Source organism: Micromonospora rubida, from assembly GCF_009908295.1.
GTDB classification, from domain to species: Bacteria; Actinomycetota; Actinomycetes; order Mycobacteriales; family Micromonosporaceae; genus Micromonospora; species Micromonospora rubida.
This window is the reverse complement of record NZ_JAAALO010000002.1, coordinates 1054006-1079458: the sequence shown is the minus strand read 5'-3', so window position 1 is coordinate 1079458 and position 25453 is coordinate 1054006. Positions and strand designations below refer to the sequence as shown.

Below are 25453 nucleotides of genomic sequence, written 5' to 3'. Positions count from 1 at the left end.
GCCAGGTTCGACAGGGTAGGTGCTGCCAGTTGGGGTGTAGTGAGGACGGAGGCGTTGAGGAGCCAGCGGATCTCGGAGGGTGCCGCGATGATCTCTGGGTCGGTCGGTCCACTGGGCAGCAAGGACGGTCAGGGTGATGAACCGCGCTGAGCTCTGTCATGCTGTGCTGATGGGCCGTCTTCTCAAGGTCATCTTCTCGTCGCTGATGGTGGTTGCCGGGCTGGTGGGATCTATGATGTTCCTGACCGGGCAGGGACTCGACCGCGCGGAGAAGTGGGTCTCCATTATGGGGATGTTCGTCTCGGTTGCCTTGAGTGGGGCCGGCATCACGTTGGGCTGGTGGTCCTGGCGCCAAGCCACTCGCGTTAACGCTGGCGAAAGGGTTCGTGGGGCGTCGGCCCGTTTCACGGGTGACGCCGTTGCCGAGGGGTTGGGTAGCCGAGCTATCAGTGGGGTGGTTTCGTCGGGTCTTGTGAGCGCGGAAGTGATCGCGAGTCAAACCGGTCGAGCCCACGCGAGCAACGGTGGCGTCGCCGTCAGCGGCGTAGAAGTGTCATCCTGACTCTTCGGTCCACGACAGCGAAGGGGCCGCCGCCTTGGCATGGGGAAAGTCTGAAGGCATCGTGGCTCGTGGCACCGGTGCCGCGACGGCGGACCGGGGTGGGCTGGCCGTTAGCGGAAATGTTCATTTTAACATCAATTTGAATGCGATGCTTGATGCGCGGCCGGTGCAGCGCTCGACCTACCTGGAACAGGTACGCCAGGTCATTGCACCCCCGAATCTGGAAGGGCGCGAAGACGAAATAGACGAGCTCAACCATTTTTGTACGGCCGCAGACGGCAGTCAAACATATACTTGGTGGCGCGCGCCCGCCTGGGCCGGTAAGTCTGCGCTGATGTCGTGGCTGGTCCTGAACCCTCCTCCTAAGGTTCGGATCCTCTCCTTCTTTATCACGGCTCGGCTGGCCGGACAGAGTGACCGCCACTCATTCCTAGACGTAATCATCGAGCAACTCGCCGACCTCCTAGGCAAGCCACTCCCAATCGGATTGCCCGAGACTACTCGCGCAGCACACATGCTCGGCATGCTTGCCGACGCCGCTGCCGCTTGCAGACATCAGGATCAGCGGTTGGTGCTGGTGGTTGATGGTCTCGATGAGGACACTGGAGCCAGTACTCACAGCATCGCTGGACTACTGCCCCTTTGTCCCCCGGATGGAATGCGTGTCATCGTTGCGGGACGCCCAGATCCACCACTCCCCGCAGATTTGCTGCCCGACCACCCCCTCCGTGACCCCCGAATCGTTCGAGTCCTGACGCCGTCCCCGCGAGCCAGAGTAGTCAGGGGAGACGCTGAACGCGATCTTAAACGACTGCTTAAGGGGACGCCAGCCGAACAGGACTTGCTGGGACTTCTAACAGCCGCAGGTGGAGGGCTGTCCGGTAATGATTTAGCAGAACTAACGGAGTGGCCGCCATGGCAAATCGAAGAGCATCTGTATGCGGTTGCGGGACGAAGCTTCACTCGGCGGTCGGCGCACTGGCTGCCCGATACGGCGCCTGAAGTTTACCTACTCGGTCATGAAGAGCTGCAAATTTCAGCGGAAAGGCTTATTGGGCCAGCCCGCATGGAGGACTACCGCCAACGACTGCATGGTTGGGCTATAAGTTACCAAACCGCAGGATGGCCCCTGGGAACTCCAGAGTATCTACTTCGCGGGTACCACCGGCTCCTTCAGGCACGTGGCAACGTGCCAAGAATGTTGGCTCTCGCCACTGATTCCGAAAGACATACCCGAATGCTTGACCTCTCAGGCGGGGATACGGTAGCTCTGGCGGAGATTAGTGCTACGCAAACAATGGTTGCCGCGCAAGCAGATGTCGACCTCGCGGCAATAGGGCGCCTCGCGGTCCATCGAGACTATCTCGCTCGACGGAATGAGAGCATTCCGATGGATCTCGCCGAAGTTTGGGTGAGCCTAGGTAATACTGCGCGTGCTGAGTCTCTGGCTAGATCCATCACCCATCTGGATGAGCAGGATGCAGCCTTGACCGCCGTAGCTGCCGCAGTCGCGGTAAGAGATCCGGGTCGAGCCTATAGCATCGCTAGCACGGTTACGGATCCATCTTGGCGTGCTTTGGCGATTGCGCAGTTGGCTGCAGTAGAAGATCGGCCTGAGCAGGCGGCTGATCTTGTTAAGCAGGCTGGCGAGATTGCTCGTTCTATCGATAATCCGGACCTGCAGTCGACAACGCTTACACAAATCGCAGCAACGCTTGCCAACAGTCACCCCGGCGCGGCGGAAAACATCGTAAGAGAAGCTGCTCGTCCAGTCGTCCATGATCCGGTTTTCAGCCAAATCGCGAAGGCTTTGGCTGTTCGTGATCCAGACCGGGCTGAAGCGATTGCCTCTGCAGCGGTCGGGATGGAGTGGCAGGCGATAGGTCTTGCAGGGGTTGCTGCGGTTGTTGCCAAAAGCGATTCGAAAAAAGCTGCTAGTTTGATCAGCCGAGCCGAAAGCATTGCCCGTGGTATAAATAGCCGTTTCGGCTTGGAATTCACCTTAGCTGAAATGGCAACGGAGATTGCCGGAGTGGCGCCAGACAGGGCGGAAGACCTTGCTTGCGAGATCACTGATCCGAGTCGACTGGCGACCGCCTTAGGGGCCGTGGCGGCCAAAGTTGCATCATCCGGTGCCGGGCGAGGAGTGTCGATAGCTGCATTGGCGGATTGTGTAGCGATGTGGATTTTTGACGCTGATGAGCGAGCAGCAGTGTCCCTTCGTTTGGCTGAAGTATTGGCAAACCTGGACCCAGGTCGATCTTGCAGCCTGCTTGAACGCGCGGAGAGGGCAGCGGAGCGTGTCTGGGATCAGTCAAACGTTTTGAGCGACCTCGCTGCGGTGGTGGTTAGCACCGATCCGCAACGGGCCGAAGCTCTCGCTGACAAGATTCAAGATCCTTATCATCAAGCTAAGGCGTTTGCGCGCTTAGCAGCCGGGACTGCAGATGCGGATGTAAGTCTCGCACTGGGTTTTGTGGCGAAGGCTGAGAAGGTGGCTCGTTCTGTCGCTTCTTATCAGCGGGAACAAGAGCTAGCAAAAATTGCAAGTGCGATCGCGGTTGCCGACCCTGACTGGGCGGAAACTGTTGCAGGTTCAGTCGCCTCTTTTGATAATCGAGCGCTGGCTCTGACTCGAGTGGCTGCTGTAATAGCGGCTGCAGATCCGAACCGAGCTGAGCGATTGGTGATGCAGGCTGACAAGCTAGCCAGTTTCGTTGCTGATTCCGACGATCGGGCGATGGCTGTTATGGACGTGGCTGGGGAAATGGCCGCGAGTGACCCTGAACGCGCGGTCGCCTTCGCCTTTACGTTAGCCGACAACTTTTGGCGTGCGCGCGCCTTGGCGCGAGTAGCTGCTGTGGACTCACGTCGTGCTGTAAGTCTGGCTGCCAGAGCTGAGAAGATTGCCCGTTCAGTTCCTGACCCGGATCGACGGGCCTGGGCTCTGATGGACATCGCTGGCGCCTTTGCAGTAAGAGACCTAGACCGGGCGGTCGCCGTTGCCTCGAGTGAGGACGATCCGTATTGGCGAGCACTCGCACTATCGAAGGTTGCTGAAGTAGCGGGTGCTTCACATCCGGACCGCGCAGCTGGCCTCGCCAATCGAGCTGTCGCCGTCACCCATTCGATTCGGTACCCTGACGTTCGGGAAGAGTGCTTAGTTGAAGTCCTCGCGGCGCTCGCTGCAAGCGACCGTGCGCGTGCGGACAAGTATGCGCGGTCGCTTGATGGGCACTTGCAGGATCGAGCTTTATCGAACGTCGCAATTTCTGCGGCATCTAAGGACGCCGCTTGGGCTAGAGAGGTCGCTGGCGACATTCTGGACCGTGAGTTGAGGGCGCTTACTTTGGCCAAAATGGCGGTGGTGGTCCCGGCTGAATCGGTGAAGGGCTTGCTTGCGAGTGCGCTGCAAGTCGGGATGTGGCAGTCATGTATAATGGAAGTCATCCGAGTGGATCGGCTAACAGCATCGGAAATTGGCATCGAGTACGCCTATTTGGCTGGACTAAGGCCTCGTGTGCCTCAGTAACGAAGAGTATAACCGCTATTTGTTAGAGAGACGCTACGCTCGGGTTGCTGGTCGGGCGAGGGTCGAAGCTTGCTGCTAACCGTGGGCCTACCCGGCGTGTGCCGAGGTAGCATGGTTGGTTTTTGTGTGGTAAAGCCTGTCGCGTCATTCAAGGTTATCGACTTAGTCAGTGGCAGCGCTATCTCTCAGCTCAGTACGACTTGTCCTGCCCCAGCACGTGCTGAGCCACGAAGTTCAGGATCATCTCCCTACTCACCGGGGCGATCCGCCCCGCCCGAACCGCCCCCAACAACGTCGCCACCCCGTACTCCGTCGTCATCCCCGCCCCGCCCAACGCCTGCACCGCCGTATCCACCGCCAGCGCCGCAGCCTCCCCAGCCGCATACTTGGCCATGTTCCCGGCGACCCCGGCCTCGAGGTCACGCCCCGCGTCGTACAGCGTCGCGGCCTTGTGGATCATCAGTCGGGCCAGTTCCACCTGCACCGCCGCGTGCGCGAGCGGGTGGGACACCCCCTGGTGGGAGCCGATGCTCCGGCCGCCCCAGACCTTGCGGGTGGCCGTGTACTCGCTGGCCCGCTCGATGGCGTACCGGCCGGTGCCGGCGCCCATCGCGGCGACCGTGATCCGCTCCGGGTTCAGGCCGGCGAACAGTGCGGGCAGGCCGGCGTCCAGCGACCCGCCGACCAGGGCGTCGGCGGGCAGCCGCACGTCGTCGAGGTAGAGCAGGAACTGGTTCTCCGGGGAGATGATCTCCATGTCCAGCTTGGAGCGGGTCAGCCCGGGCGCGTCGGTCGGCACCACGAAGAGCGCGGGCTTGAGCTTTCCGGTGGCGGCGTCCTCGGTGCGGGCCACCACCAGCACGTACTGCGCCTCGTCGACGCCCGAGATGTAGCACTTGCGGCCCGAGAGCAGCCAGTCGTCGCCGTCGCGGCGGGCCACCGTGCCGAGGCGGTGGAAGTTCGAGCCGGCCTCCGGCTCGGTGATCGCGAAGACCACCTTGAGGGTGCCGTCGGCCATGCCGGGCAGGAAGCGCTTGCGCTGGTCCTCGGTGCCGTGCTTGGCGATCACCGTGGCGACGATGGCGGGGGAGACCACGAGCAGCAGCAGCGGGCAGCCGGCGGCGGCCAGTTCCTCACAGACGATGGCCAGCTCGGTGATGCCGCCGCCTCCGCCGCCGTACTCGGTGGGGATGTTGACGCCGAGGTAGCCGAGCCGGCCGGCTTCGTCCCACAGCTCGGTGGTGTGCTCGCCGGCCTTCGCCTTCTCGACGAAGTAGCCGTGGCCGTACTTGCGGCCCAGCGCCCGGACGGCGTCGCGGAGCTGGTCCTGCTCGGGGGTGAGGTCGAAGTTCATCGGGGGTCCTCCTCGGGGTTGACCACGGCCAGCACGGCCCCGGTGTCGACCTGGCCGCCGGCCGGCACCGGCAGTTCGGCCACCACGCCGTCGGTCGGGGCGAGCACGGGGTGTTCCAGCTTCATCGCCTCCAAGGTCAGCAGCAGGTCACCGGCGGCGACCCGCTGACCGACCTCGACATGCACCCGGGCCACCGCGCCGGGCAGCGGCGCGAGCAGCGAACCGGCGGCCAGCTCCACGGTGGGCAGCGGGAAGCGCGGCAGCTCGGCCAGGCTCGCCGCCCCGTCCGGGCCGTCCACGAAGACCGCCGACCCCACCCGGTGTACGCGGAAAGCCCGTCGGACCCCGTCGACGTCGAGCGTCACCCGGTCGTGGGTGGCCCCGACGAGGGCGACGGCCGGCGCGTCGTCGCCGGAGCCGTCCCCGGCCGCCGGATGGGTCGACCACTCGGCGAGCGTGCCCGCGCGGTCCAGCCGGTACCGGACCTCGATCTCCCCGTGCTGGCCGGCGTAGCGGGCGACCTGCGGGAAGGCGGGCACGTTGCGCCAGCCCGAGGGGAGGCCGGCGAGCACGGTGGCCGCCGATCGGCGGGCCGCCGCCGAGGCGAGCGCGGCGGCTAGGGCCGCGAGGGGCACCCCGTCGGGCGGCAACAGCGGGGCGAATACCTCGTCGTGCCGGTCCAGGAAGCCCGTGTCGACCTCGGCGGCGTGGAACTCGGGGCTGCGGAGCACCCGTACCAGCAGGTCCCGGTTGGTGGTCACCCCGTGCAGCTCGGCCCGGGCCAGCGCGCCGGCCAGTAGGCGGGCCGCCTCCGCGCGGGTCGGGGCCCAGGCGACCAGCTTCGCCAGCATCGAGTCGTAGTGCACGCCGACCGTCGAGCCGTCGACCACGCCCGAGTCGAGGCGCAGCCCGCGGGTCGGGGTGAACTCGCCCACCACGCCGGGGACCGCGAAGCGGTGCAGGGTGCCGGTGGCGGGCCGGAAGCCCGGGCCCGGGTCCTCGGCGCAGAGTCGCACCTCGATCGCGTGGCCGGTGGCCGGCGGGGTGGCCGTCAGCGGCAGCGGCTCGCCCTCGGCGACCAGCAGTTGCAGCCGGACCAGGTCCAGCCCCGTGACCGCCTCGGTGACCGGGTGCTCCACCTGGAGGCGGGTGTTCATCTCCAGGAAGAAGAACGCCCCGTCGGGCGCGAGCAGGAACTCGACCGTCCCCGCGCCGACGTAGCCGACCGCCCGGCCGGCCGCGACCGCTGCGGCGTGCAGCCGCTCCCGCACCCCGTCCGGCAGGACGGCCGGGGCCTCCTCGACGATCTTCTGGTGCCGGCGCTGGATCGAGCAGTCCCGCTCGCCGAGGGCCAGCACCGTGCCGTGGGTGTCGCCGAAGACCTGCACCTCGACGTGCCGGCCCCGCTCGACGTACCGCTCGACGAAGACCGTGCCGTCGCCGAACGCCCCGGCCGCCTCGCGCCGCGCGGAGGCCACCGCCTCGGCCAGGCCGGCGGCCTCCCGGACGATCCGCATGCCCCGGCCGCCGCCCCCGGCGGACGCCTTCACCAACACCGGGAAGTCGGTGATCTCGTCGGCGTCGGTCCAGGTCGGCAGCATCGGCACGCCCGCGTCGGCGAGCAGCGCCTTCGCGGCCATCTTGTCGCCCATCGCGGCGATCGCCTTGGCCGGCGGGCCGACCCAGGTCAGGCCCGCGTCGGTCACCGCCGCCGCGAACTCGGCGTTCTCGGCGAGGAAGCCGTAGCCCGGGTGCACGGCGTCCGCGCCGGCCTTCCGGGCCGCGTCGAGGATCTCCTCGATCCGCAGGTACGTCTCGGCGGGGGTGTTCCCCGGCAGGCGTACGGCCTGGTCGGCCTCGGCGACGAACGGCGCGTCCGCGTCGGCGTCGGAGTGCACGGCGACCGTCTCGACGCCCAGCATCCGGCAGGTGGCGAGGACCCGCCGGGCGATCTCGCCCCGGTTGGCCACGAGAAGTCGGGTGATCATGAGTGGCAGCCCCCTACATCCGGAAGACGCCGAAGCCGTCGGCGCCCCTCACCGGTCCGTTGTGGATCGCCGACAGGCACAGCCCGAGGACGGTACGGGTGTCCCGGGGGTCGATCACCCCGTCGTCGTAGAGCCGGCCGGAGAGGAAGAGCGCCCCGGACTGGGACTCGATCTGCTGCTCGACCATCATCCGCATCGCGGCGTCGGAGTCCTCGTCGTACTCGTTCCCCCGGGCGGCGGCGGCCTGCCGGGCCACGATCGACAGCACCCCGGCCAACTGCGCCGGCCCCATCACCGCCGACTTGGCGTTCGGCCAGGTGAACAGGAACCGTGGCTCGTACGCCCGCCCGCACATGCCGTAGTTGCCGGCCCCGTACGACGCCCCGAGGTTGACCGTCAGGTGGGGGACCTTCGAGTTCGACACCGCGTTGATCATCAGTGCGCCGTGCTTGATGATGCCGCGCTGCTCGTACTCCGTGCCGACCATGTAGCCGGTGGTGTTCTGGAGGAAGACCAGCGGGGTGTCGGAGGCGTTGGCGAGCTGGATGAACTGGGCCGCCTTCTGCGCCTCCTCGCTGAACAGCACGCCCCGGGCGTTGGCCAGCACGCCGACCGGGTACCCGTGCAGCTCGCCCCACCCGGTGACCAGCGCCGTCCCGTACGCGGGCTTGAACTCGTCGAACTCGCTGCCGTCCAGCACCCGTGCGAGGACCTCGCGCGGGTCGAACGGCACCTTCAGGTCGGCGCTGGCGATGCCGAGCAGCTCCTCCGGGTCGTACTTCGGGGGCTGCGGGACCGGGTTGCGCGGCGGCGGGCCCTGCTTGCGCCAGTTGAGCCGGCGGACGCACTGCCTCGCCAGCCGGATGCCGTCCCGCTCGTCCTCGGCGAGGAAGTCCGCCAGGCCGGACCTCGACGCGTGCATGGCCGCGCCGCCGAGGGACTCGTCGTCGGTGACCTCGCCGGTGGCCATCCTTACCAGGGGCGGCCCGGCCAGGTAGACCTGCGACCGGTCCCGGATCATGATCACGTGGTCGGACATCCCCGGCACGTACGCGCCGCCGGCCGTGGCGTTGCCGAAGACCACGCTGACCGTGGGGATCCGCTCGGCCGAGAGCCGGGTCAGGTCGCGGAACACCCGGCCACCCGGGATGAAGATCTCCGCCTGGGTGGGCAGGTCCGCCCCGGCACTCTCCACCAGGTTGATCATCGGGAGCCGGTTGGTCAGGGCGATCTCGCCGGCCCGCCGGGTCTTCGCGAGCGACCACGGGTTCACCGCGCCGCCCCGTACCGTCGGGTCGTTGGCGACGATCAGGCACTCCACGCCCTCGACCACCCCGATGCCGGTCACCACGCTGGCCCCGACCGGGAAGTCCGTCCCGTACGCGGCGACCGTCGACAGCTCCAGGAACGGGCTGTCCGGGTCGAGCAGCAGCTCGATCCGCTCCCGGGGGAGCAGCTTGCCCCGCCTGTGGTGCCGGGTCACGTACTTCTCGCCGCCGCCCGCGCGGGCCCGATCGAGGGCCGCGTCCAGCTCCGCGAGGCGTTCCAGCAGCGCCTCCCGGTTGGCGGCACAGGCCGGCGAGGACGGGTCGAGCGCGCTGTCCAGTGTGGTCACAGGCCCATGCCCTTCGCGATGATCTCGTTCATGATCTCGGTTCCGCCGGCAGGTCGACGACGCGGGAGCGGAGCAGCTCGCCGAGCGCCTTGGCCTGCGGGTCGAACCGGGTGGAGGCGGCCACCCCCTGCCCCAGCAGCCCCCGGAGCACGAAGTTGACCGCCCGCAGGTTCGGCAGCTCGTACCGCTCGACGGTCAGCGCGGCCGTCTCCGGCAGCAGCTCGGCCAGCCGCTCGACGGTCAGCCAGCCGCGCAGCCACGCCCAGGTCACGTCGGTACGCGCCCAGACGCCCAGGTTCGCGTCGCCGCCCTTGTCGCCCGAGCGCGCCCCCACCAACTCGCCCAGCGCACCCCGCCGGGCGGGGCGGGCGGCAGGCCCGCCTGCCTGCGGAGGCTGCGACGCGGACGGGGCCGGCGCGCGGGTGGCCGGCGGGGGAGCGATCGGGACCCGCTCGCCGGACGGGAGGACGGCGACGTGCTCGACTGAGCCCTGCGGCACCGCGTCGGCGGTGAACACCCCGTACGGGGTGGCGTCGCCGGGCAGCGTGGTCAGCGTGCAGCCCGGGTAGGAGGCCAGCGCCAGCTCCACCGCGGCGGCCGAGAACGCCCGCCCGGCCCGCCCCTTGTCGCCGTTCCGCAGGTGTACGTGCAGCAGCGCGCTCGCCGCCTCCGTGTCGCCCACGTCCGGGTGGTCGGTACGGGCCAGGACGAACTCCAGCCCGTCCGTGCCGACGGCCGCCTCGACCTGCCCACGCACCAGGGCGGCCTTGGCCGGGATGTCCAGCCCGCACAGGACGAACGTCATCGAGTTGCGGAACCCGCCGAGGTTGTTCACCCCGACCTTCAGGGTGTCCGGCGGGGGCGTGCCCCGGGCCCCGGTGACCCGGACCCGGTCCGGGCCGTCCGCGATCAGCTCGACGGTGTCCAGCCGGGTCACCACGTCCGGGCCCAGGTAGTCGGGGCCGCCCACCTCGTACAGGAGCTGGGCGGTGACCGTCTCCACGGTGACCGCGCCGCCCGTGCCGGAGTGCTTGGTGAGCACCGACGAGCCGTCCGGGTGGATCTCCGCGATCGGGAAGCCGGGGCGGCGGCCCCCGTCCGGCAGTTCGGTGAAGAAGCTGAAGTTGCCGCCGGTGACCTGCGCCCCGCACTCGATCAGGTGCCCGGCCACGGTCGCCCCGGCCAGCGCGTCGAGGTCGCCGCGCCCCCAGCCGAACCGGGCGATCGCCGGCCCCACCGCCAGGGACGCGTCGGTGACCCGACCGGTGACCACCACGTCCGCTCCGGCGTCGAGGCAGGCGGCGATCCCGAACGCACCCAGGTACGCGTTCGCGGTGAGCGCGTCCGGTCGGGCCAGGGCGTCGCCCTCTACGTACCCGATCCGGGCGGTGAGGCCGAGCCGGTCGGCGAGCGACCCGATCGCGGCGGCCAACCCGGCCGGGTTCAACCCGCCGGCGTTGGTCACGATCCGCACCCCGCGCTCCAACGCGGTGCCGAGGCAGCCCTCCAGCTGGCGCAGGAACGTCTTCGCGTACCCGAGGCCGGGGTCGCGCAGCCGGTCCCGACCGAGGATCAGCATGGTCAGCTCGGCCAGGTAGTCGCCGGTCAGCACGTCCAGCTCGCCGCCGTCGAGCATCTCCCGCCAGGCGGTGGACCGGTCACCGTAGAAGCCGGACGCGTTGCCGACCCGCAGCGGCGCGGTCACGCGGTCGCCCCGGCGGCCCTGGCCCGCTCGGCTCGCTCGGCCAGTGGCTCGCGGCCCGCGCCCGGTGGCCCGGCGAACGCCTGCGCTACGTCGAGCCACTCGTCGGCGACCGGCCCGGCGGCGACCAGGGTCAGGTCGGCGCGGTGCCGGCGCTGGGTGACCAGCAGGCAGAAGTCGCGCGCCGGCCCGGTGACCCGGTCGGCGGCGTCCGCCGGGCCATGGGCCCAGGTGTCGCCGCCCGGAGCGGCGAGTTCCAGCCGCACCGGCGCCGTCGGCACCGCACGGCCGTGGGCCGCGAAGCCGTGCCCGAGGGTACGGAAGCCGAGGTGCGCGACGTGCCGGAGCCGGGCGGTCGGGGCCCGGGTGACGCCGAGCGTGTCGGCCACGTCCTCGCCGTGCGCCCAGGTCTCCATGATCCGGGCGGTGGCCATCGAGGTGGCCGACATTCGGGTGCCGTACCAGGGAAGTTTCTCCCCGGCCGGGACGGCGGCGAGGGCCTCGACCAGCGCGGCGCGGCCCGCCCGCCAGCGGGCCAGCAGCTCGGCCGGCGGGGCGAGGAACTGCTCCGCGCCGTCGTCGACCAACCGGGTCGGGTCGGGTGCCGAGGTGACCGAGGCGAAGAACGCCCCGGGGTCGGTGGCGGCTAGCAGGGCGACGTGGTCGGTCCAGGCCAGGTGGGCGACCTGGTGGGCGATCGTCCAGCCGGGTGCCGGGGTCGGCCGCGCCCAGTCGCCCGACGGCAGGGGGCCGACCAGGGCGTCCAGCTCACCGGACTCGTCGGTCAGGTCCGTGAGCAGGTCCGTGAGCAGGTCCGTGCGGTCGACCATGGAGCCTCCAGGGCGGGTCGGGCCAGGGCGTGCTGGTTAGGGCGTGGCGGTTGGGGTGTGGCGGTTGGGGTGTGGTGGTTGGGGCGTGGCGGTCGGGTTGGGTCGGTCAGGGGGTGAGCAGGGTGGCGAGTTGGCGTTTCCAGGTGGCGAGCAGGGCGGCGCGGCGGGCCGAGTCGTCGGTGAGCAGGTTGGCCACCCCGAGCCCGCGCAGCAGGTCGAGGGTTGCCTGCACGGCCTCCCGGACGCCGGGACGGCGTTCGTCGACGCCGAGCAGCGCGACGGTCAGTCGGTGCATCTCCCGGCCCACCTGCGTCTCCAGCGGGACCAAAGCGCCGCGCAGTTCGGCGTCGGTGCGGGCGGCGACCCACAGTTCGAGCGCGGCGACGAAGAGCGGCCCGGTGAACGCCGCGCCGAGCAGGTCGATCACCCGGTCGAGCCGCTGCGGCCCGGCGGGCAGCGCCTCGGCCTCGATGCGCAGCTCCTGCGCCCGGCGCTCGGCGAGGTGCGTGACGGCGGCGGTGACCAGGGCGGCCTTGGTGGGGTAGTGGTGCAGCTGGGCGCCCCGGGAAACGCCCGCCCGAGCCGCCACCACGGTGGTGGTCGTGCCCGACCAGCCGTGCTCGACGAGACACTCGACGGTCGCCTCCAGCAGCCGGGCCTGGGTTGCGCGGCTGCGTTCCTGCTGAGGGACACGGGTCGATGCGGCGGTCACGGGGACAGCGTGCCGGTGAAGAAACAAACAGTCAAGACTGACTTTTTCGGTGCGCCTCCGTCGCCCCCAGCCCTGTCGCTGCCCCGGCCTCGTGGCGGCGTGGCTGCGTGGCGGCGTGGCTGTGTGGCTGTGTGGCCGCGACGCGTCGACGTCTCGACGTCTCGACACTCGGCGCCGCCCGACTGCCTGTGGCCTGGCCTGTGCCGTGCCTATGGAGCTGCCCGCACAGACGGGGCACCCGAACGAGATGGCGCAGACGGGCGGCGCGCGTCCGTGCGGGCCGTCGGTAGCGGGTGTGTGATCGGCTGCCAGGACCGTTGTTTCGTAGCGGGTCGGCGGTCGTTGGATGGGCAGGTCGCCGTGCGGTGCCGGGTGTTCGGTGTTCGGTGGGCGGCCGTCGTCCCGTGCCCGGATGGCGTGCCGGGTGGGAGCATGGACGGGGCAGCTCCATAGCGCCCGCGCGGACCTCTTCGCGCTCGACCGACGGGCCTGTTCAGTCCGCGGGGACGGGGACGGGGACGGGAGAGCGTAGGCGCGTCTCGGGGGAGCGGTCAGGGGCGTGGGCGGGTCAGGGGCGTGGCGGGCGGGGTCAGCGGCCGTCGCGGGGGCCGAAAACGGTGAGCGCGTTGGCGTCGCTGTGCCGGGAGCGCAGGTACTCGTCGGCCCACGCGGCGGCGCCCGGGAAGCCCGACTCCGCCACCACCCGGGCGCACGCGGCGTCGACGTCGAACGCCGTCCGTCGTAGCTGCACCCCGGGCCCGAGCAGCGCCCAGTCCGCGCCGGGGCCGCCGTACGGCATGCCGACGCTGCCCGGGTTGACCACCAGGCGGCGGTCGACCAGCCGGGCGAACGGCATGTGGGTGTGCCCGCAGACCACGGCCCGGACGTCGGCCGGGGCGCCGGCCAGCACCTCCGCCCAGCGGGCCATCCGGGAGTCGACGAGGACGACCTCTTCGTCGTCGCGGGGCGTGGCGTGGCAGAACAGCACCTCACCCAGCCCGGCGACCGACAGGGTCACCGTCGGCGGGAGCGCGGCCAGCCGGGCCGCCTGGTCGTCGCGGAGCTGCCCTGCGGCCCAGTTCGACACCTCGATCGCGGACGGCTTCCCGGCCCGCGCCTCGACCAGCTCACGGTCGGCGTTGCCGCCCACCCAGCAGGCCCGGTCGCCCAGCCCGGTGAGCAGGTCCAGCACCTCGACGGGCTGGGGGCCGGCGGCGATGTCGCCGGTGAGCACGATCAGGTCGGCGGCGGCGACGTCCGGCTCTGCCAGCACGGCCTCCAGCGGAGGCAGCGCGCCGTGGACGTCGGACAGGACGGCGATACGTTCCAGCATCGTCCCACCGTCCCGCCCGCCGGCCGCGCCGTCCAGCGTTTCTGCTCTGGACAGACGGGCCGGGCCAGTCAGTCCGGCCCGCCCGGCCCGCCCGGCCCGCTGGCCGCTGGCCGCTGGCCGGGGGCGCGGCGGTGGGCCCGGTCAGGAGGCGGGCGAAGGGCTCACCGCGGCACAGGCGGCCAGGGCCTCCTTCGTCGCCGCGTTCCCAGAGTCGATCTTGTCGAGGGCCACCCCCCGACCGCTGAGGCAGTTGCGGTAGGCGACGCTGCGACCGTCGCCCTGCCCGCCGCCGGGTGCGCCGGAACCGCTCGGCCGGGCGCCGCCCTCCGGCCGGCCGCTGGGCCGCAGCGCCGCACACGCCTGCTGCGCCTTTTCCCAGGTGGCCTCGTCGACGCCGTCGGGGCGGCTCATGCCGGGCATGTCCCGCCGGGCACCCGCCGCCGCGCCCGAAGGCCGGGCCGTACCCATGCCGGACGGCCGGGCGGTGGGCATGCCGGACGGCCGGGCCGTACCCATGCCAGACGGCCGGGTGCGGCCAGGACCGCCGGCGCCGGGCCCAGCCGACGGGAGCGTTACGCCGTTGTCGCCGAGGCACTCCTGGTACGCGACGAAGGCGTTCTGCCCCTCCTGCCCGCGCTCGGACGAGGCGGTCGTGTCGTCGGCGCCGCCGCAGGCGGTCGACAGCAGCAGCGACGAGGCAACCGTCAGCGTGGCCGCGACCAGGCGGCCCTTCCCACGCAGCGACACAGGGGACTCCTCAACCTTCTCCGGGACCCGCCCAGCCAAGCGGCCCCACCTCACCGCCGGCTCGGTTCCACCTCGGAGTTACCTCGCATCCCGGCTCCGAAGGCCCGGTCGCTGCATCCGGGCCGGCCCATCCGCACGGGCGTGCGGGGCGGCGGTACCCGGGGCAGGTGGACCGGCCGTCCGCAGGGCGCGGGTGGGGCCGCCGCCGTCGCGGGCACCGCCGGTTCTGAGCCAACTCCCAGCTCGGGCCGAGCCGGCGGCGAGCCATACCACGCAGACTGGCCCGTCATGGGAGTCGACCTGAAGCGGCTGCGGCGTACCCGGCGTACCCGGCGGGCCCGGCGGGGTGTCGCGGGTGCCGTCGTGGTGCTTCTGCTCGGGGCGGCCGGGGCCTGGGCGCTGACCGCGACGGCCGACGAGGCCCCCGCCCCGGCGGTGACCGTGGCGGTGGACCGGGGGCCCGTTGTCGCGGAGGTGGCCACCTCCGGCACCGTCCAACCGGCGACCACCCGTGGCCTGGCCTTCACCGTCGCCGGCACGGTGCAGTCCGTCGCGGTCCGGCCCGGGGACGTGGTACGGGCCGGGCAGCAGCTGGCCGCGATCGCCGACGACGACGCCGCCACGGCGGCCGGCGTGGTGGACCGCGCCGAGGACGACCTGGCCGAGGCCCGGGACGCCCTCGCCCGAGCCAGGACGCCCGCCGACGATGCCACCGGCGCGACGGACTGCGCGACCGGCTCCGGCGCACGACCGGTCGCCTGGCGCTCTCCCGAGTCCACCACCACGGCGACCCCCAGCGCCCCCGCGGGCTCCGCCACGGCCCAGCCGAGGCCGACCGCGACCGTCACCAGGCCGGGAGCCACCCCGAGTGTCACCGGCGGTTCGACCCGCGCGCCGACTGGCGCCCCGGGTGCCACCGGTGGCGGTTCGCCCCGCACCTCCGCGCCGGGCGGCAGCGCCTGCGCCGGAGAGGGGACCCGCGGCGGCGGGGGCGCCGACCTGATTCTGGCGGCGCAGCGCCGGGTCAACCAGGCCGAGGCGACCCTCGCCGAGGCCCGGGAGGCGCTGGCGGGCACGACCATCACCGCGCCGATTCGGGGCACCGTCCTGTCCGTCGCCGGGAAGGTGGGCAGCAAGGTCGCCCGTGGTGCCACCCTCATCACTCTCGCCGACACCTACGCCATGCAGGTCGAGGCGACGTTCCCCGAGGCCGACGCGGCAGCCCTCGCCGTGGGGCAGGACGCGACGCTGGCCCTCGCCGACCAGCCGGACCAGGCGTTCCCGGCGACCGTCGTCCAGGTCGACCCGGTCGGCAGCAGCGACGGCACCCTCGTCCGCTACGGCGTCGTCCTCTCCTTCTCCGACGCGCCGGACGACCTGTTGGTCGGGCAGAGTGCGGCGGTCACGGTCGAGACCGGGTCGGTGCCGGACGCGCTGCGGGTGCCCTCCACGGCGCTGCACGAGACGGCCGAGGGGACCGGCGCCGTCCGGGTCGGCACGAACAGTGAGCCACGTACGGTGACCGTGGGACTGCGCGGCGGCCAGTACACCGAGATCACGTCCGGGCTCTCCGTCGGCGATCTGGTGCTGCGCTCCTGGTGACCGACAACGGCAACAGGGCCGTGGTGACAGCGGGGGCACAGACTCGCCACAGCTCACGTCAAGGCATGCCCGGTAGTCATTCCTGGTGCGAACCGACATTCTCCGGCCAGCCACCGGGCGGCCCACCCCGATCGGCGAGGGCGGATGCGCCGAGCGGGTGCTCGTGGTCGACGACGAGCCGAACATCTCCACGCTCCTCGCCGCCACCCTGCGCCTGGTCGCGTACGAAACGCGGGTGGCCGCCACCGGGCGGGCCGCACTGGCCGGCGTGGAGGAGTTCGACCCCCACCTCGTGGTCCTCGACGTGATGCTGCCCGACCTCGACGGCTTCGAGGTGGCCCGCCGGCTGCGCGCGGCCGGCCGCCCGGTGCCGGTGCTCTTCCTCACCGCCCGGGACACCGTCGACGACCGGGTGGCCGGGCTGGCCGCCGGCGCGGACGACTACGTGGCCAAGCCGTTCAGCCTGGAGGAGGTGGTGCTGCGCATCCGCGCCATCCTGCGGCGCAGCCGCCCGGAGGCGGTCGCGGCCCGGCTGTCGCAGGGCCCGCTTCGCTACGCCGACCTGGAACTCGACGACGACGCGCACGAGGTACGCCGGGCCGGGCAACCCGTCGACCTGTCACCGACGGAGTTCCGGCTGCTGCGCTACCTGCTGACCAACGCGGGCCGGGTGGTCAGCAAGGCGCAGATCCTCGACCGGGTGTGGAACTACGACTTCGACGGGGACGGCCGCATCGTCGAGTCGTACGTCTACTACCTCCGCCGCAAGATCGACCGCTCCGGGCTTCCGCTGATCCACACCGTCCGGGGCGTCGGGTACACGCTGCGGCTGCCCCGCGGCCACGAATGAGCCGACCGCGCCTGGTCCGTCCGTGGGCGCACTGGAGGCTGCGGTCCCGGCTGGTGCTCCTCGTCGGCGCCCTCGCCATGCTCGCCCTGATCGGGGCGAACGCCGCCGGCCTGTTCCTGCTGCGCGGCTACCTCCTGGAACGGGTCGACGAACAGCTCACCGCCGAGGCCCGAGCGTTCGTCGGCGGGCCGCGCGGGGCGGTGGGACCACCGACCGGGGACATCGCGGCGTCGACCGGCGGCGATGCGACCGACGGGCCCCGCGTCGCCGGCCGGCTGGCCCGGCTCGGCCCCGACCGGATGGTCGTCCGATACCGGCCCGACGGCAGCGTGGACACCACCCACAGCAGCGCGCCGACCGACGCCGCCCCCGACCCCGGCCCGCTGGCCGAGGTGTCGGCGCAGGCCCGCACCGGCCACCCGTACACGGTTCCCGGTGGGGACGACGCGGCCGGCTGGCGGCTGCTGGCCGTCCACCCGGGCGACGACGGCGGGGTCATGGTCGTCGGCGCCTCCCTGGCCGAGGTGAACCGGACCGGCGACCGGCTGCTGTTCATCGACGCGGCCGTCACCGGCACCGCGCTGATCCTGCTCGGGCTGCTCGCCGCGTTCGTGGTGCGCCTGGGGCTGCGCCCGCTGACCAGGATGGAACAGGTCGTCGCGGGCATCACCGGCGGTGACCTGACCCGCCGGCTGCGCGACACCGACTCGCACACCGAGCCGGGGCGGCTCGGCGCCGCCGTCAACCTGATGCTGGACCGCATCGGCACGGAGGTGGCCGCCCGCGCCGCGTCCGACCGCCGGCTGCGTCAGTTCGTCGCCGACGCCTCCCACGAGCTGCGTACCCCGCTGACCTCGATCCGGGGCTTCGCCGAGCTGTACCGGCGCGGCGGCCTGCCGCCCGGCCCACTGCTGGAGGAGGCGATGAGCCGGATCGAGGGCGAGGCGGTGCGGATGGGGGTGCTGGTGGAGGATCTGCTCCTGCTCGCCCAACTGGACCAGCGGCGCATCCCGGCGCTGAGCCCCGTCGACCTGCTGGAGATCGCCGCCGACACCATCCGCGACGCGAACGCCCGGGCACCCGGGCGGCGGGTCCGGCTGACCACCCTCGCCGAGGCCGACGAGACGTTCGACCCGCCGACCGTGCTCGGCGACGAGCACCGGCTTCGGCAGGTCGCCGCGAACCTGCTCGGCAATGCCCTCCAGCACACCACGTCGGGCGTGCCGGTGACCGTCCGGGTCGGCCGGTTGCCCGCGTCCCTCGTGGGTGACGTGCCCCGGGCGGGCGGCGAGCGGGGCCGGGACGACTGCGGGCCCGTACCCGGGTCGATCCCGCACCACGCCGCGTGCGCGGCCCCGGGCCGCCGCGTGGTCCGGTCGGGGCCGGCGGCCACCCCGACCGCCGCCGGACTCGCCGTGCTCGAGGTGCACGACGACGGCCCGGGCATACCCGCCGAGCACGCCGGCCGGGTCTTCGAGCGGCTGTACCGGGCCGACCCGAGCCGTGGGCGGGGCAACGGCGGCGGCTCCGGCCTCGGGTTGTCCATCGCGGCGTCGATCGCGCACGCCCACGGCGGCTGGATCGAGCTGGACACCGCGTCCGGCGCGGGGACGACCTTCCGGGTACTGCTCCCCGCCGCCGCCGACCGCCAGGCGGGCGCGCTCGGGCCGGCGGACGTGCTCGGGCCGGTTGACCCGCTTGGGCTGGCGGACCCGCTCGGTCCGGCGGGGACGGGCGGGGGCGCCGGACCGCCGGTTCCGAGCCAGCTCTGAGGTGGCGTCGAAGGTTCTCCCAGTCCGGCCGGCCAGGATCGCCGCCATGCGTGTGCGCCTGCCGGCGATCCTGCGCCGGCCCTACGTGACGGTCAACGTCGTCCTCGTCCTGCTGCTGGCCGGCGGGAGCGGGTGGGCCTGGCTGTCGATGCGCGGGGAGTCGCCGGCGCGGGCCGGGACAGCCGGGGACACCAGGACCGTCCTGGTCACCCGGGGCACGGTGACCGCGACCGTCACCGCGGACGGCGCGCTGGAGAGCGCCTCCACCGCCAGCGCCAGCTTCGCCACGGCCGGCACGGTCACCTCGATCGCGGCGACCGTCGGGCAGAAGGTGAAGAAGGGGCAGCTGCTCGCCGAGGTGGACGCGGCCGACGCCCAGCGCGACCTCAAGGTGGCCCGGGCGAACCTGGCCGCCGCCGAGGACGCGCTGGATCGCGCCGAGGCGGCCGGCTCCGACACCTCGACGGCGGAGAACGAGGTCACCCAGGCCGAACTCGCCGTCGACGAGGCCGAGGCCGCCGTGCGCGGCACGCGGCTCACCGCGCCGATGGCCGGCACCGTGGTCGCGGTGAACGGTACCGTCGGCAGCTCCTCCGGCGGCTCCTCCGGGGGCTCGTCCGGCAGTTCGTCTGGCGGCTCGGCGCAGGGATCGTCGGGCGGGCAGCAGGGCGGTACGTCCGCGGGGTCGTCGGACTCCTCGTCCGGCTTCGTGGACATCGCCGACCTGTCCCGGCTCCAGGTCACCGCCGCCGTCGCCGAGGCGGACGCCACCGAACTCAAGGCCGGCCAGCCGGCCACCGTCGCCTGGAACGCCCTGCGGGGCGCCACGGCCACCGGCAAGCTGGTGACCGTTGACCCGCAGGCCACCACCGCCAACAACGTGGTCACCTACGGGGTGACCATCAGCCTGGACGAACTGCCCGCCGACGCGAAGCCGGGGCAGACGGTCCAGGTCGGCGTCGTCACCGGCACCGCCGAGGACGTGCTGCTGGTCAACCCGGCGGCGGTCAGCGGCAGCGGCAGCCGGCGTACCGTCACCGTGTTGACCGACGCCGGCCAGGAGATCCGGCAGGTGCAGGTCGGTCTCGCCAGCGACCAGGCGTACGAGGTCACGTCCGGACTGGCCGAGGGTGAGCGGGTCGTCCTGCCGGAGACCACCACCTCCGGCAGCAGCGGCGGCGCGACCGGCGGGGGCGGCTTCCCCGGCGGCGGGAGGCAGGGCGGTCTCCCCGGCGGGGGACAGGGCGGCCCTCGGACCGGAACGAGGACCGGCTGATGGACCCGGCCAGCACGCCGCGCCGCCCCGTCCTGGACGTCCGCGCGCTGACCAAGGTGTACGGCGAGGGCGCCGCGGCGGTGCACGCCCTGCGGGGGGTGTCGCTGACGGTGCAGGCCGGTGACTACGTGGCGATCATGGGATCGTCCGGCTCCGGCAAGTCCACCCTGATGCACATTCTCGGCTGCCTCGACGTGCCTACCGGCGGCCGTTACCTGCTCGACGGCGTCGACGTCGGCCAGCTCGCGGACCGGCAGCTCGCCCTGGTCCGCAACCGGCTCATCGGCTTCGTGTTCCAGGCGTTCAACCTCATCCCCCGGACCAGCGCGGTGGCCAACGTGGAGCTGCCGCTGGCGTACGGCGGGGTCCGGGGGCCAGCCCGGCGCAGGCGGGCGCTCGCCGCGCTGGACGCGGTCGGGCTGGCCGATCGCGCCGACCACCACCCCAACCAGCTCTCCGGCGGGCAGCAGCAGCGGGTCGCCGTCGCCCGCGCGCTGGTCACCGAGCCGGCGTTGGTGCTCGCCGACGAGCCGACCGGCAACCTGGACAGCCGCTCCACCGATGACATCCTGGCCGTCTTCGACCTACTCAACGCCGCCGGCCGGACGATCGTCCTGATCACCCACGAGCCGGAGGTCGGTGCCCAGGCCCGGCGGCTCATCCGGCTGCGCGACGGGCAGGTCCACTCGGACGAGCGGCAGGACCAGCCGGGGCGGCACACTGCGGGGGTTGGCCGGTGAGCCTCACGGAGACCATCCGGTTCGCCCTGCGTGGCGTGGCGGCCAACAAGCTGCGCTCGGCGCTGACCATGCTGGGCATCCTGATCGGTGTGGCGGCGGTGATCCTGCTCGTCGCCGTCGGCAACGGCTCCGCGCAGGCGATCACCAACCGGATCGAGGCGCTGGGCACCAACACCCTCACCATCACCGGCGCCAACCGGACCGCCGGCTCCGGCGGCCTGACCGTCGAGGTCGCCGACGCGCTCGCCGATCCGGTGCTCGCCCCCGATGTGCGCTCGGTGTCCCCGCTCGCCAGCGTCTCCACCACCCTGACCTACGAGGGCACCGACCACGAGGTCGGCCAGTTCGTGGGTACCCGGCCCAGCTGGTTCGCCGCGGCCAACTCGCCCCTGACCGACGGCGCCGCGTTCACCGCCGACGACGAGGCGCAGGCCCGCCGGGTCCTGGTTGTCGGGCGGACTGTCGCCGACGAGCTGTTCCCCGGCACCGATCCGGTCGGCAAGCAGGTCAGGGCGGGCGGGGCGTTGTTCACCGTCGTCGGGGTGCTGGCGGCGAAGGGCTCGACCGGCTTCCAGGACGCCAACGACATCGCCGTCGCCCCGCTGAGCGCCGTACGGGAGGTGCTCACCGGGTACGGGGCGCTCAGCTCGATCCTCGTCGAGGCCGCCGCCCCGGACCGGGTGGACGCCGCGCAGGCCCAGGTCTCCGCCATCCTCGCGCGGCGGCTGCCGGCCACCGGGTCGGGCAGTGCCGCGTACCGGATCCAGAACGCCGCGCAGCTGCTGCAGACCCAGACGGAGACTGCCGACACGTTCACCGTGCTGCTTGGCGCGGTCGCGGCCATCAGCCTCCTGGTCGGCGGGATCGGCATTACCAACATCATGCTGGTCACGGTCACCGAACGGACCCGGGAGATCGGCATCCGCAAGGCCCTCGGCGCCCGCCGCCGGGCCGTACTCACCCAGTTCCTGATCGAGGCGACCCTGCTGAGCCTCCTCGGGGGTGCCCTCGGGGTGGTCACCGCCGTGGTCGGCTCCCAGTTCACCATCGTCGGCATCCGGCCGGTGATCGTGCCCAGTTCCGTCGTGCTGGCCCTCGGCGTCTCCGTCGTCATCGGCCTCTTCTTCGGCGGACTGCCGGCGGCCCGCGCGGCCCGGCTGCGCCCCATCGACGCCCTGCGCTACGAGTAGGTGGCCCCGACAGGCCCGACAAGGCAAGGACCAGACATGGACAACAGCGAGACCGTCGTCATCGACCGGGTCGGTGTCGACCCGGCTTCGGCCGGGCCGACGGAGCCCGACGGCGACCTCACCGCCGCCCTCGCCGCAGCCGCCCCGCGCCGCTGGTGGAACCGGGCCACGCTCGTGCTCGGCGCGCTCGTGCTGGTGCTGACGGGCTTCCTCGGCGGGGTGCAGGTGCAGCAACGCTGGGGTGATCCGGGGCCGGCCACCGCTGCCTCGGGGCGCTCCGGCGGTTTCCCGGCGAGGCTTCCGAGTGCGGCCCCGGGCGCGGGGCGCGGCCAGTCCGGCGCGGGTACGCCGAGCGCGGCGGCCGGGTCGACGACCACCGGCACCGTGCAGCTCGTCGACGGCGACGCCCTGTACGTCGAGACCGCCGACGGCACCGTGGTCACGGTCCGCACCACCGACACCACCAGGGTACGGACGAGCCGGGCGAGCAAGCTGACGGCGATCAAGAAGGGGCAGACCGTCAGCGTCACCGTGCAGGGTGAGGCTGGCGCGGACGGCGCGGTGACCGCCGCCACCGTCACTGCCGAGGGCTGACCGACCCGATTCCCGCCCCGGGCCCTGCTGCCCGGGCCGACCACCCGACGCCGGTGGATCAGCCGGGCGGCCGGCAGGTGGGTGTGCCCGCAGGTCAGGATCCGGACGTCGGCGAGGACCCTCGCCCAGCGGGCGCACCGGGAGCGTGGCCCCGGTGCGCCGGAAGGTTCAGCGGTGCCGCCTTGGGCAGACCGGGCGGGGAGCTGTCAGACCCGCGCGCGGCGGGCCAGGCGCTCCGGGTCCAGGATGATGATGCTCTTGCCGTCCAGCCGCAGCCAGCCGCGCGAGGCGAAGTCGGCGAGCGCCTTGTTGACGGTCTCCCGGGAGGCGCCGACGAGCTGGGCGATCTCCTCCTGGGTCAGGTCGTGGGTCACCCGCAGCACGCCGCCGTCGCGGGTGCCGAACCGGCCGGCCATCTGGAGCAGGTTCTTCGCGACCCGCCCCGGCACGTCGGTGAAGATCAGGTCGGCCAGCGAGTCGTTCGTCCGGCGCAGCCGGCGGGCCAGCACCCGCAGCAGCTGCTCGGCGATCTCGGGCCGGTTGTTCAGCCACGGACGCAGGGCCTGCTTGCGTAGCCGCACCATCCGGGTGTCGGTCACCGCGGTGGCGGTGGCCGTCCGGGGACCCGGGTCGAAGAGCGACAGCTCGCCGACCATGTCCGACGGGCCCATCACGGCGATCAGGTTCTGCCGGCCGTCGGCCGCACGCCGCCCGACCTTGATCTTGCCGGACAGGAGGATGTAGAGACTGTCGCCGGGCTCGCCCTCGTTGAACACGACCTCGCCCTTGCGGACCTCGATCGTCTCCATCTCCTTGGCGAGCGCCTCGGCAGCCTCCGGGTCGACTCCCTGAAAGATCCCGCTGCGGGCCAGTACCTCGTCCATCGCGCACCTCCGCCTACGCGTGCCGTCCGTCGGCCGGGTCCGCCGTCCGCTGATCCCTCGCGCTCGGCCAGTCTAGGCGCACGTGAGCGGTAATCAGAGGTGCACCCCTGGAATCTTGATCGTTGGATGTAACCTGCCCGGCCTGATCAACCACTATGATCGCCGGTCCGGAGGGCCCCGGCCACCCTCGACGCGCCCGGGACGTAGGGTCTGCGGCGTGCTGACCGAGCCGACCCTGACCAGCCGCCACGAGGACGGGTGGGACGTACCGCTGCTCGTCTGGCGTGCCGACCGGCCGCTGCTCGCGGTCAGCTCCGCGCCGCTCGGCGGTGGGATGGGTGTACGGAACTGGGTGGTCAACGCGACCGTGCCGATGTCGTACCACCGGGACGACCCGGCGGAGCACCTGGCCGAACTGGCCGGCCAGCTCGGCCTGGACGGGCCCGGCGTCGGGCTGCTGACCGGGGTCGACGTCGCCGAGGTGGTCGCCAGGACCGACACCGGGGTACGGGTCTGGGCCACGGTCGGGCTGGGCACCCCGCTCCAGGCCGCCGAGCCCGCTCCGGTCGAGCCCGCTCCGGTCGAGCCCGCCTCGGTCGAGCCCGCCGAGTCCGGGGCGCGGGTCGGCACCGTCAACATCGTGATCCAGGTGCCCGTCCGGCTCGGCGATGCCGCGCTGGTCAACGCGGTGGCCACCGCGACCGAGGCGAAGGTGCAGGCGATCCGGGAGTTGGGGCTGGCGGGCACCGGCACCCCCACGGACGCGGTCACCGTGCTCTGCCCGGTCGACGGGGCCCCGGCCGCGTACGGCGGGCCCCGCTCCACCTGGGGGGCGCCGCTGGCCCGGGCCGTGCACGCCGCCGTGCTGGCCGGCGGGGCGGGTCTCGTGGTCCCGTGGTCACAACGACGTACGGCCTGAAGTTCGACCGATCGGCCATCGTCAGCGCGTTGTCCGGCCGGTAGGGTCGCGGGCGATGTATGCTGCCGCCCCCTCCGGAATCCGCTCACGCCGACGGGCCACGTTCGCCCTCGGAGTGCTGCTCACCGCGCTGTTCGTCGCCGGCTGCGCACAACCCGTCGACGACGGGCCGGTTTGGCAACCCGGGAGCGAGGGCGGCCGGACCGGCACGACCGGTGCCCCGGCCCCGACCTCGTCCGGCACGCCGAAGGGCGAGGCGAAGAGCGTCTCGCTCTCCGCCACCGGCGACATCATCATGGGCAACGCGCCGAACCGGCTCCCGCCGGGCGGCGGGAAGGGGTTCTTCGACTCGGTCAAGGACGCCCTCGCCGCCGACCTGGTGATGGGCAACCTGGAGGAGCCGCTGACGGTGGACACCGGCACCGGCAAGTGCGGGGCGAACTCGACCCGGTGCTTCCAGTTCCGCGCCCCGCCGGAGTACGCCGCCCACCTGCGCGACGCCGGGTTCGAGCTGCTCAACCAGGCCAACAACCATGGGTACGACTACGGCCCCAAGGGCTACCAGAACACCCAGCGGGCGTTGGAGAAGTACGACCTGGCGCACACCGGCGCGCCCGACCAGATCACCGTGGTCGAGGTCGAGGGCGTCAAGATCGCCGTGGCTGGCTTCTCGTCGTACGTCTGGTCCAACAGCCTGGTCGACATCGACGCCGCCCGCGCGGTGGTCAAGAAGGCCGCCACCATGGCCGACCTGGTCGTGGTGCAGGTGCACATGGGCGGCGAGGGGGCCGACAAGACCCGGGTCCGGCCGGGCACCGAGATGTTCCTCGGCGAGAACCGGGGCGACCCGGTGAAGTTCTCCCACGCCATGATCGACGCCGGGGCGGACCTGATCGTCGGCCACGGCCCGCACGTGCTGCGCGGCATGGAGTTCTACCAGGGCCGGCTGATCGCCTACAGCCTCGGCAACTTCGCCGGCGGCGGCAACTCGCTGAGCAACAGTGGCCGGCTGGGCTGGGGCGGCGTGCTCAAGGTGTCACTCAAGCCGGACGGGAGCTTCGCCGGCGGGTCGTTCACCTCGACGTACATGAACTCGATCGGCAAGCCGACCATGGACCCGGACGACCGGGGCCTCGGCCTGGTCAAGCAGCTCAGCAACACGGACTTCCCGCAGACCGGCGCGCGGTTCGACGACAAGGGCCGGATCACCGAGGGATGACCGGGCGGCGTCACCCGCCCGGGTGACCGGGC

The 25453-nt window shown here is 72.0% G+C and carries 20 protein-coding genes; 11 read left to right on the top strand and 9 right to left on the bottom strand.

What is annotated here, in order from left to right; genetic code table 11:
- Positions 1 to 136: 136 nt before the first annotated feature.
- Positions 137 to 562, top strand: coding sequence for a hypothetical protein (locus GVV04_RS09445; protein WP_161686568.1), 426 nt, complete (start codon positions 137 to 139; stop codon positions 560 to 562).
- A gap of 1390 nt (positions 563 to 1952) precedes the next feature.
- A complete protein-coding gene (locus GVV04_RS09440) occupies positions 1953 to 4094 on the top strand; it encodes a hypothetical protein (protein WP_161686566.1) in 2142 nt (713 codons plus the stop codon).
- Positions 4095 to 4284: 190 nt separating this feature from the next.
- On the opposite strand, the gene GVV04_RS09435 is transcribed toward GVV04_RS09440, so the two are convergent.
- The 8 genes from GVV04_RS09435 to GVV04_RS09400 all read right to left on the bottom strand — a co-directional run bounded on the left by GVV04_RS09435 (position 4285) and on the right by GVV04_RS09400 (position 14375).
- Complete coding sequence (locus GVV04_RS09435) at positions 4285 to 5448, bottom strand: acyl-CoA dehydrogenase family protein (RefSeq protein ID WP_161686564.1); 1164 nt, start codon at positions 5446 to 5448, stop codon at positions 4285 to 4287.
- Complete coding sequence (locus tag GVV04_RS09430; protein ID WP_161686562.1) at positions 5445 to 7436, bottom strand: ATP-binding protein; 1992 nt, start codon at positions 7434 to 7436, stop codon at positions 5445 to 5447. Before GVV04_RS09430 ends, GVV04_RS09435 begins: the two co-directional genes overlap by 4 nt.
- A gap of 13 nt (positions 7437 to 7449) precedes the next feature.
- Positions 7450 to 9051 carry an acyl-CoA carboxylase subunit beta gene (locus GVV04_RS09425; protein ID WP_161686560.1) on the bottom strand — a complete coding sequence of 534 codons (1602 nt, stop codon included), beginning with the start codon at positions 9049 to 9051 and terminating at the stop codon, positions 7450 to 7452.
- A 28-nt stretch (positions 9052 to 9079) separates the two neighbouring features.
- On the bottom strand, positions 9080 to 10756 hold the full coding sequence (locus GVV04_RS09420; protein ID WP_161686558.1) for an acyclic terpene utilization AtuA family protein: 1677 nt from the start codon (positions 10754 to 10756) through the stop codon (positions 9080 to 9082).
- Positions 10753 to 11583, bottom strand: a complete 831-nt coding sequence (locus GVV04_RS09415; RefSeq protein WP_161686556.1) for a TIGR03084 family metal-binding protein — start codon at positions 11581 to 11583, stop codon at positions 10753 to 10755. The genes GVV04_RS09420 and GVV04_RS09415 overlap by 4 nt, the downstream gene beginning before the upstream one ends.
- A 106-nt stretch (positions 11584 to 11689) precedes the next feature.
- Positions 11690 to 12295, bottom strand: a complete 606-nt coding sequence (locus GVV04_RS09410; RefSeq protein ID WP_161686554.1) for a TetR/AcrR family transcriptional regulator — start codon at positions 12293 to 12295, stop codon at positions 11690 to 11692.
- A 589-nt stretch (positions 12296 to 12884) separates the two neighbouring features.
- The gene (locus GVV04_RS09405; RefSeq protein ID WP_161686551.1) at positions 12885 to 13628 is read right to left on the bottom strand and encodes a metallophosphoesterase family protein; all 744 of its coding nucleotides are present in this window, start codon (positions 13626 to 13628) and stop codon (positions 12885 to 12887) included.
- A 141-nt stretch (positions 13629 to 13769) separates the two neighbouring features.
- Complete coding sequence (locus GVV04_RS09400) at positions 13770 to 14375, bottom strand: hypothetical protein (RefSeq protein WP_161686549.1); 606 nt, start codon at positions 14373 to 14375, stop codon at positions 13770 to 13772.
- Between the two features lie 288 nt (positions 14376 to 14663).
- Here GVV04_RS09400 and GVV04_RS33915 point away from each other — a divergent pair, with 288 nt between their 5' ends.
- The 7 genes from GVV04_RS33915 to GVV04_RS09365 all read left to right on the top strand — a co-directional run bounded on the left by GVV04_RS33915 (position 14664) and on the right by GVV04_RS09365 (position 22399).
- Positions 14664 to 15977 (top strand): efflux RND transporter periplasmic adaptor subunit, encoded by a 1314-nt coding sequence (locus tag GVV04_RS33915; protein ID WP_161686547.1) that lies wholly within the window; start codon positions 14664 to 14666, stop codon positions 15975 to 15977.
- 130 nt (positions 15978 to 16107) lie between these two features.
- Positions 16108 to 16827: a response regulator transcription factor gene (locus tag GVV04_RS09390; RefSeq protein WP_161686812.1), complete on the top strand. Its 720-nt coding sequence runs from the start codon at positions 16108 to 16110 to the stop codon at positions 16825 to 16827.
- Positions 16828 to 16904: 77 nt separating this feature from the next.
- Positions 16905 to 18599: a sensor histidine kinase gene (locus GVV04_RS09385; RefSeq protein ID WP_201753255.1), complete on the top strand. Its 1695-nt coding sequence runs from the start codon at positions 16905 to 16907 to the stop codon at positions 18597 to 18599.
- Between the two features lie 46 nt (positions 18600 to 18645).
- Positions 18646 to 19875: an efflux RND transporter periplasmic adaptor subunit gene (locus tag GVV04_RS09380; protein ID WP_161686543.1), complete on the top strand. Its 1230-nt coding sequence runs from the start codon at positions 18646 to 18648 to the stop codon at positions 19873 to 19875.
- A complete protein-coding gene (locus tag GVV04_RS09375; protein ID WP_161686541.1) occupies positions 19875 to 20615 on the top strand; it encodes an ABC transporter ATP-binding protein in 741 nt (246 codons plus the stop codon). The genes GVV04_RS09380 and GVV04_RS09375 overlap by 1 nt, the downstream gene beginning before the upstream one ends.
- Positions 20612 to 21805, top strand: coding sequence for an ABC transporter permease (locus GVV04_RS09370; protein WP_161686539.1), 1194 nt, complete (start codon positions 20612 to 20614; stop codon positions 21803 to 21805). The genes GVV04_RS09375 and GVV04_RS09370 overlap by 4 nt, the downstream gene beginning before the upstream one ends.
- Before the next feature lie 36 nt (positions 21806 to 21841).
- A complete protein-coding gene (locus GVV04_RS09365; RefSeq protein WP_161686537.1) occupies positions 21842 to 22399 on the top strand; it encodes a hypothetical protein in 558 nt (185 codons plus the stop codon).
- A 206-nt stretch (positions 22400 to 22605) separates the two neighbouring features.
- Here GVV04_RS09365 and GVV04_RS09360 read toward each other — a convergent pair whose 3' ends face one another.
- Positions 22606 to 23283, bottom strand: a complete 678-nt coding sequence (locus GVV04_RS09360; RefSeq protein WP_161686535.1) for a Crp/Fnr family transcriptional regulator — start codon at positions 23281 to 23283, stop codon at positions 22606 to 22608.
- A 217-nt stretch (positions 23284 to 23500) separates the two neighbouring features.
- Here GVV04_RS09360 and GVV04_RS09355 point away from each other — a divergent pair, with 217 nt between their 5' ends.
- Both GVV04_RS09355 and GVV04_RS09350 read left to right on the top strand, forming a co-directional pair.
- Positions 23501 to 24202: an adenosylcobinamide amidohydrolase gene (locus GVV04_RS09355; RefSeq protein WP_161686533.1), complete on the top strand. Its 702-nt coding sequence runs from the start codon at positions 23501 to 23503 to the stop codon at positions 24200 to 24202.
- Positions 24203 to 24257: 55 nt separating this feature from the next.
- Positions 24258 to 25421, top strand: a complete 1164-nt coding sequence (locus GVV04_RS09350) for a CapA family protein (protein ID WP_161686531.1) — start codon at positions 24258 to 24260, stop codon at positions 25419 to 25421.
- Positions 25422 to 25453 lie beyond the last annotated feature (32 nt).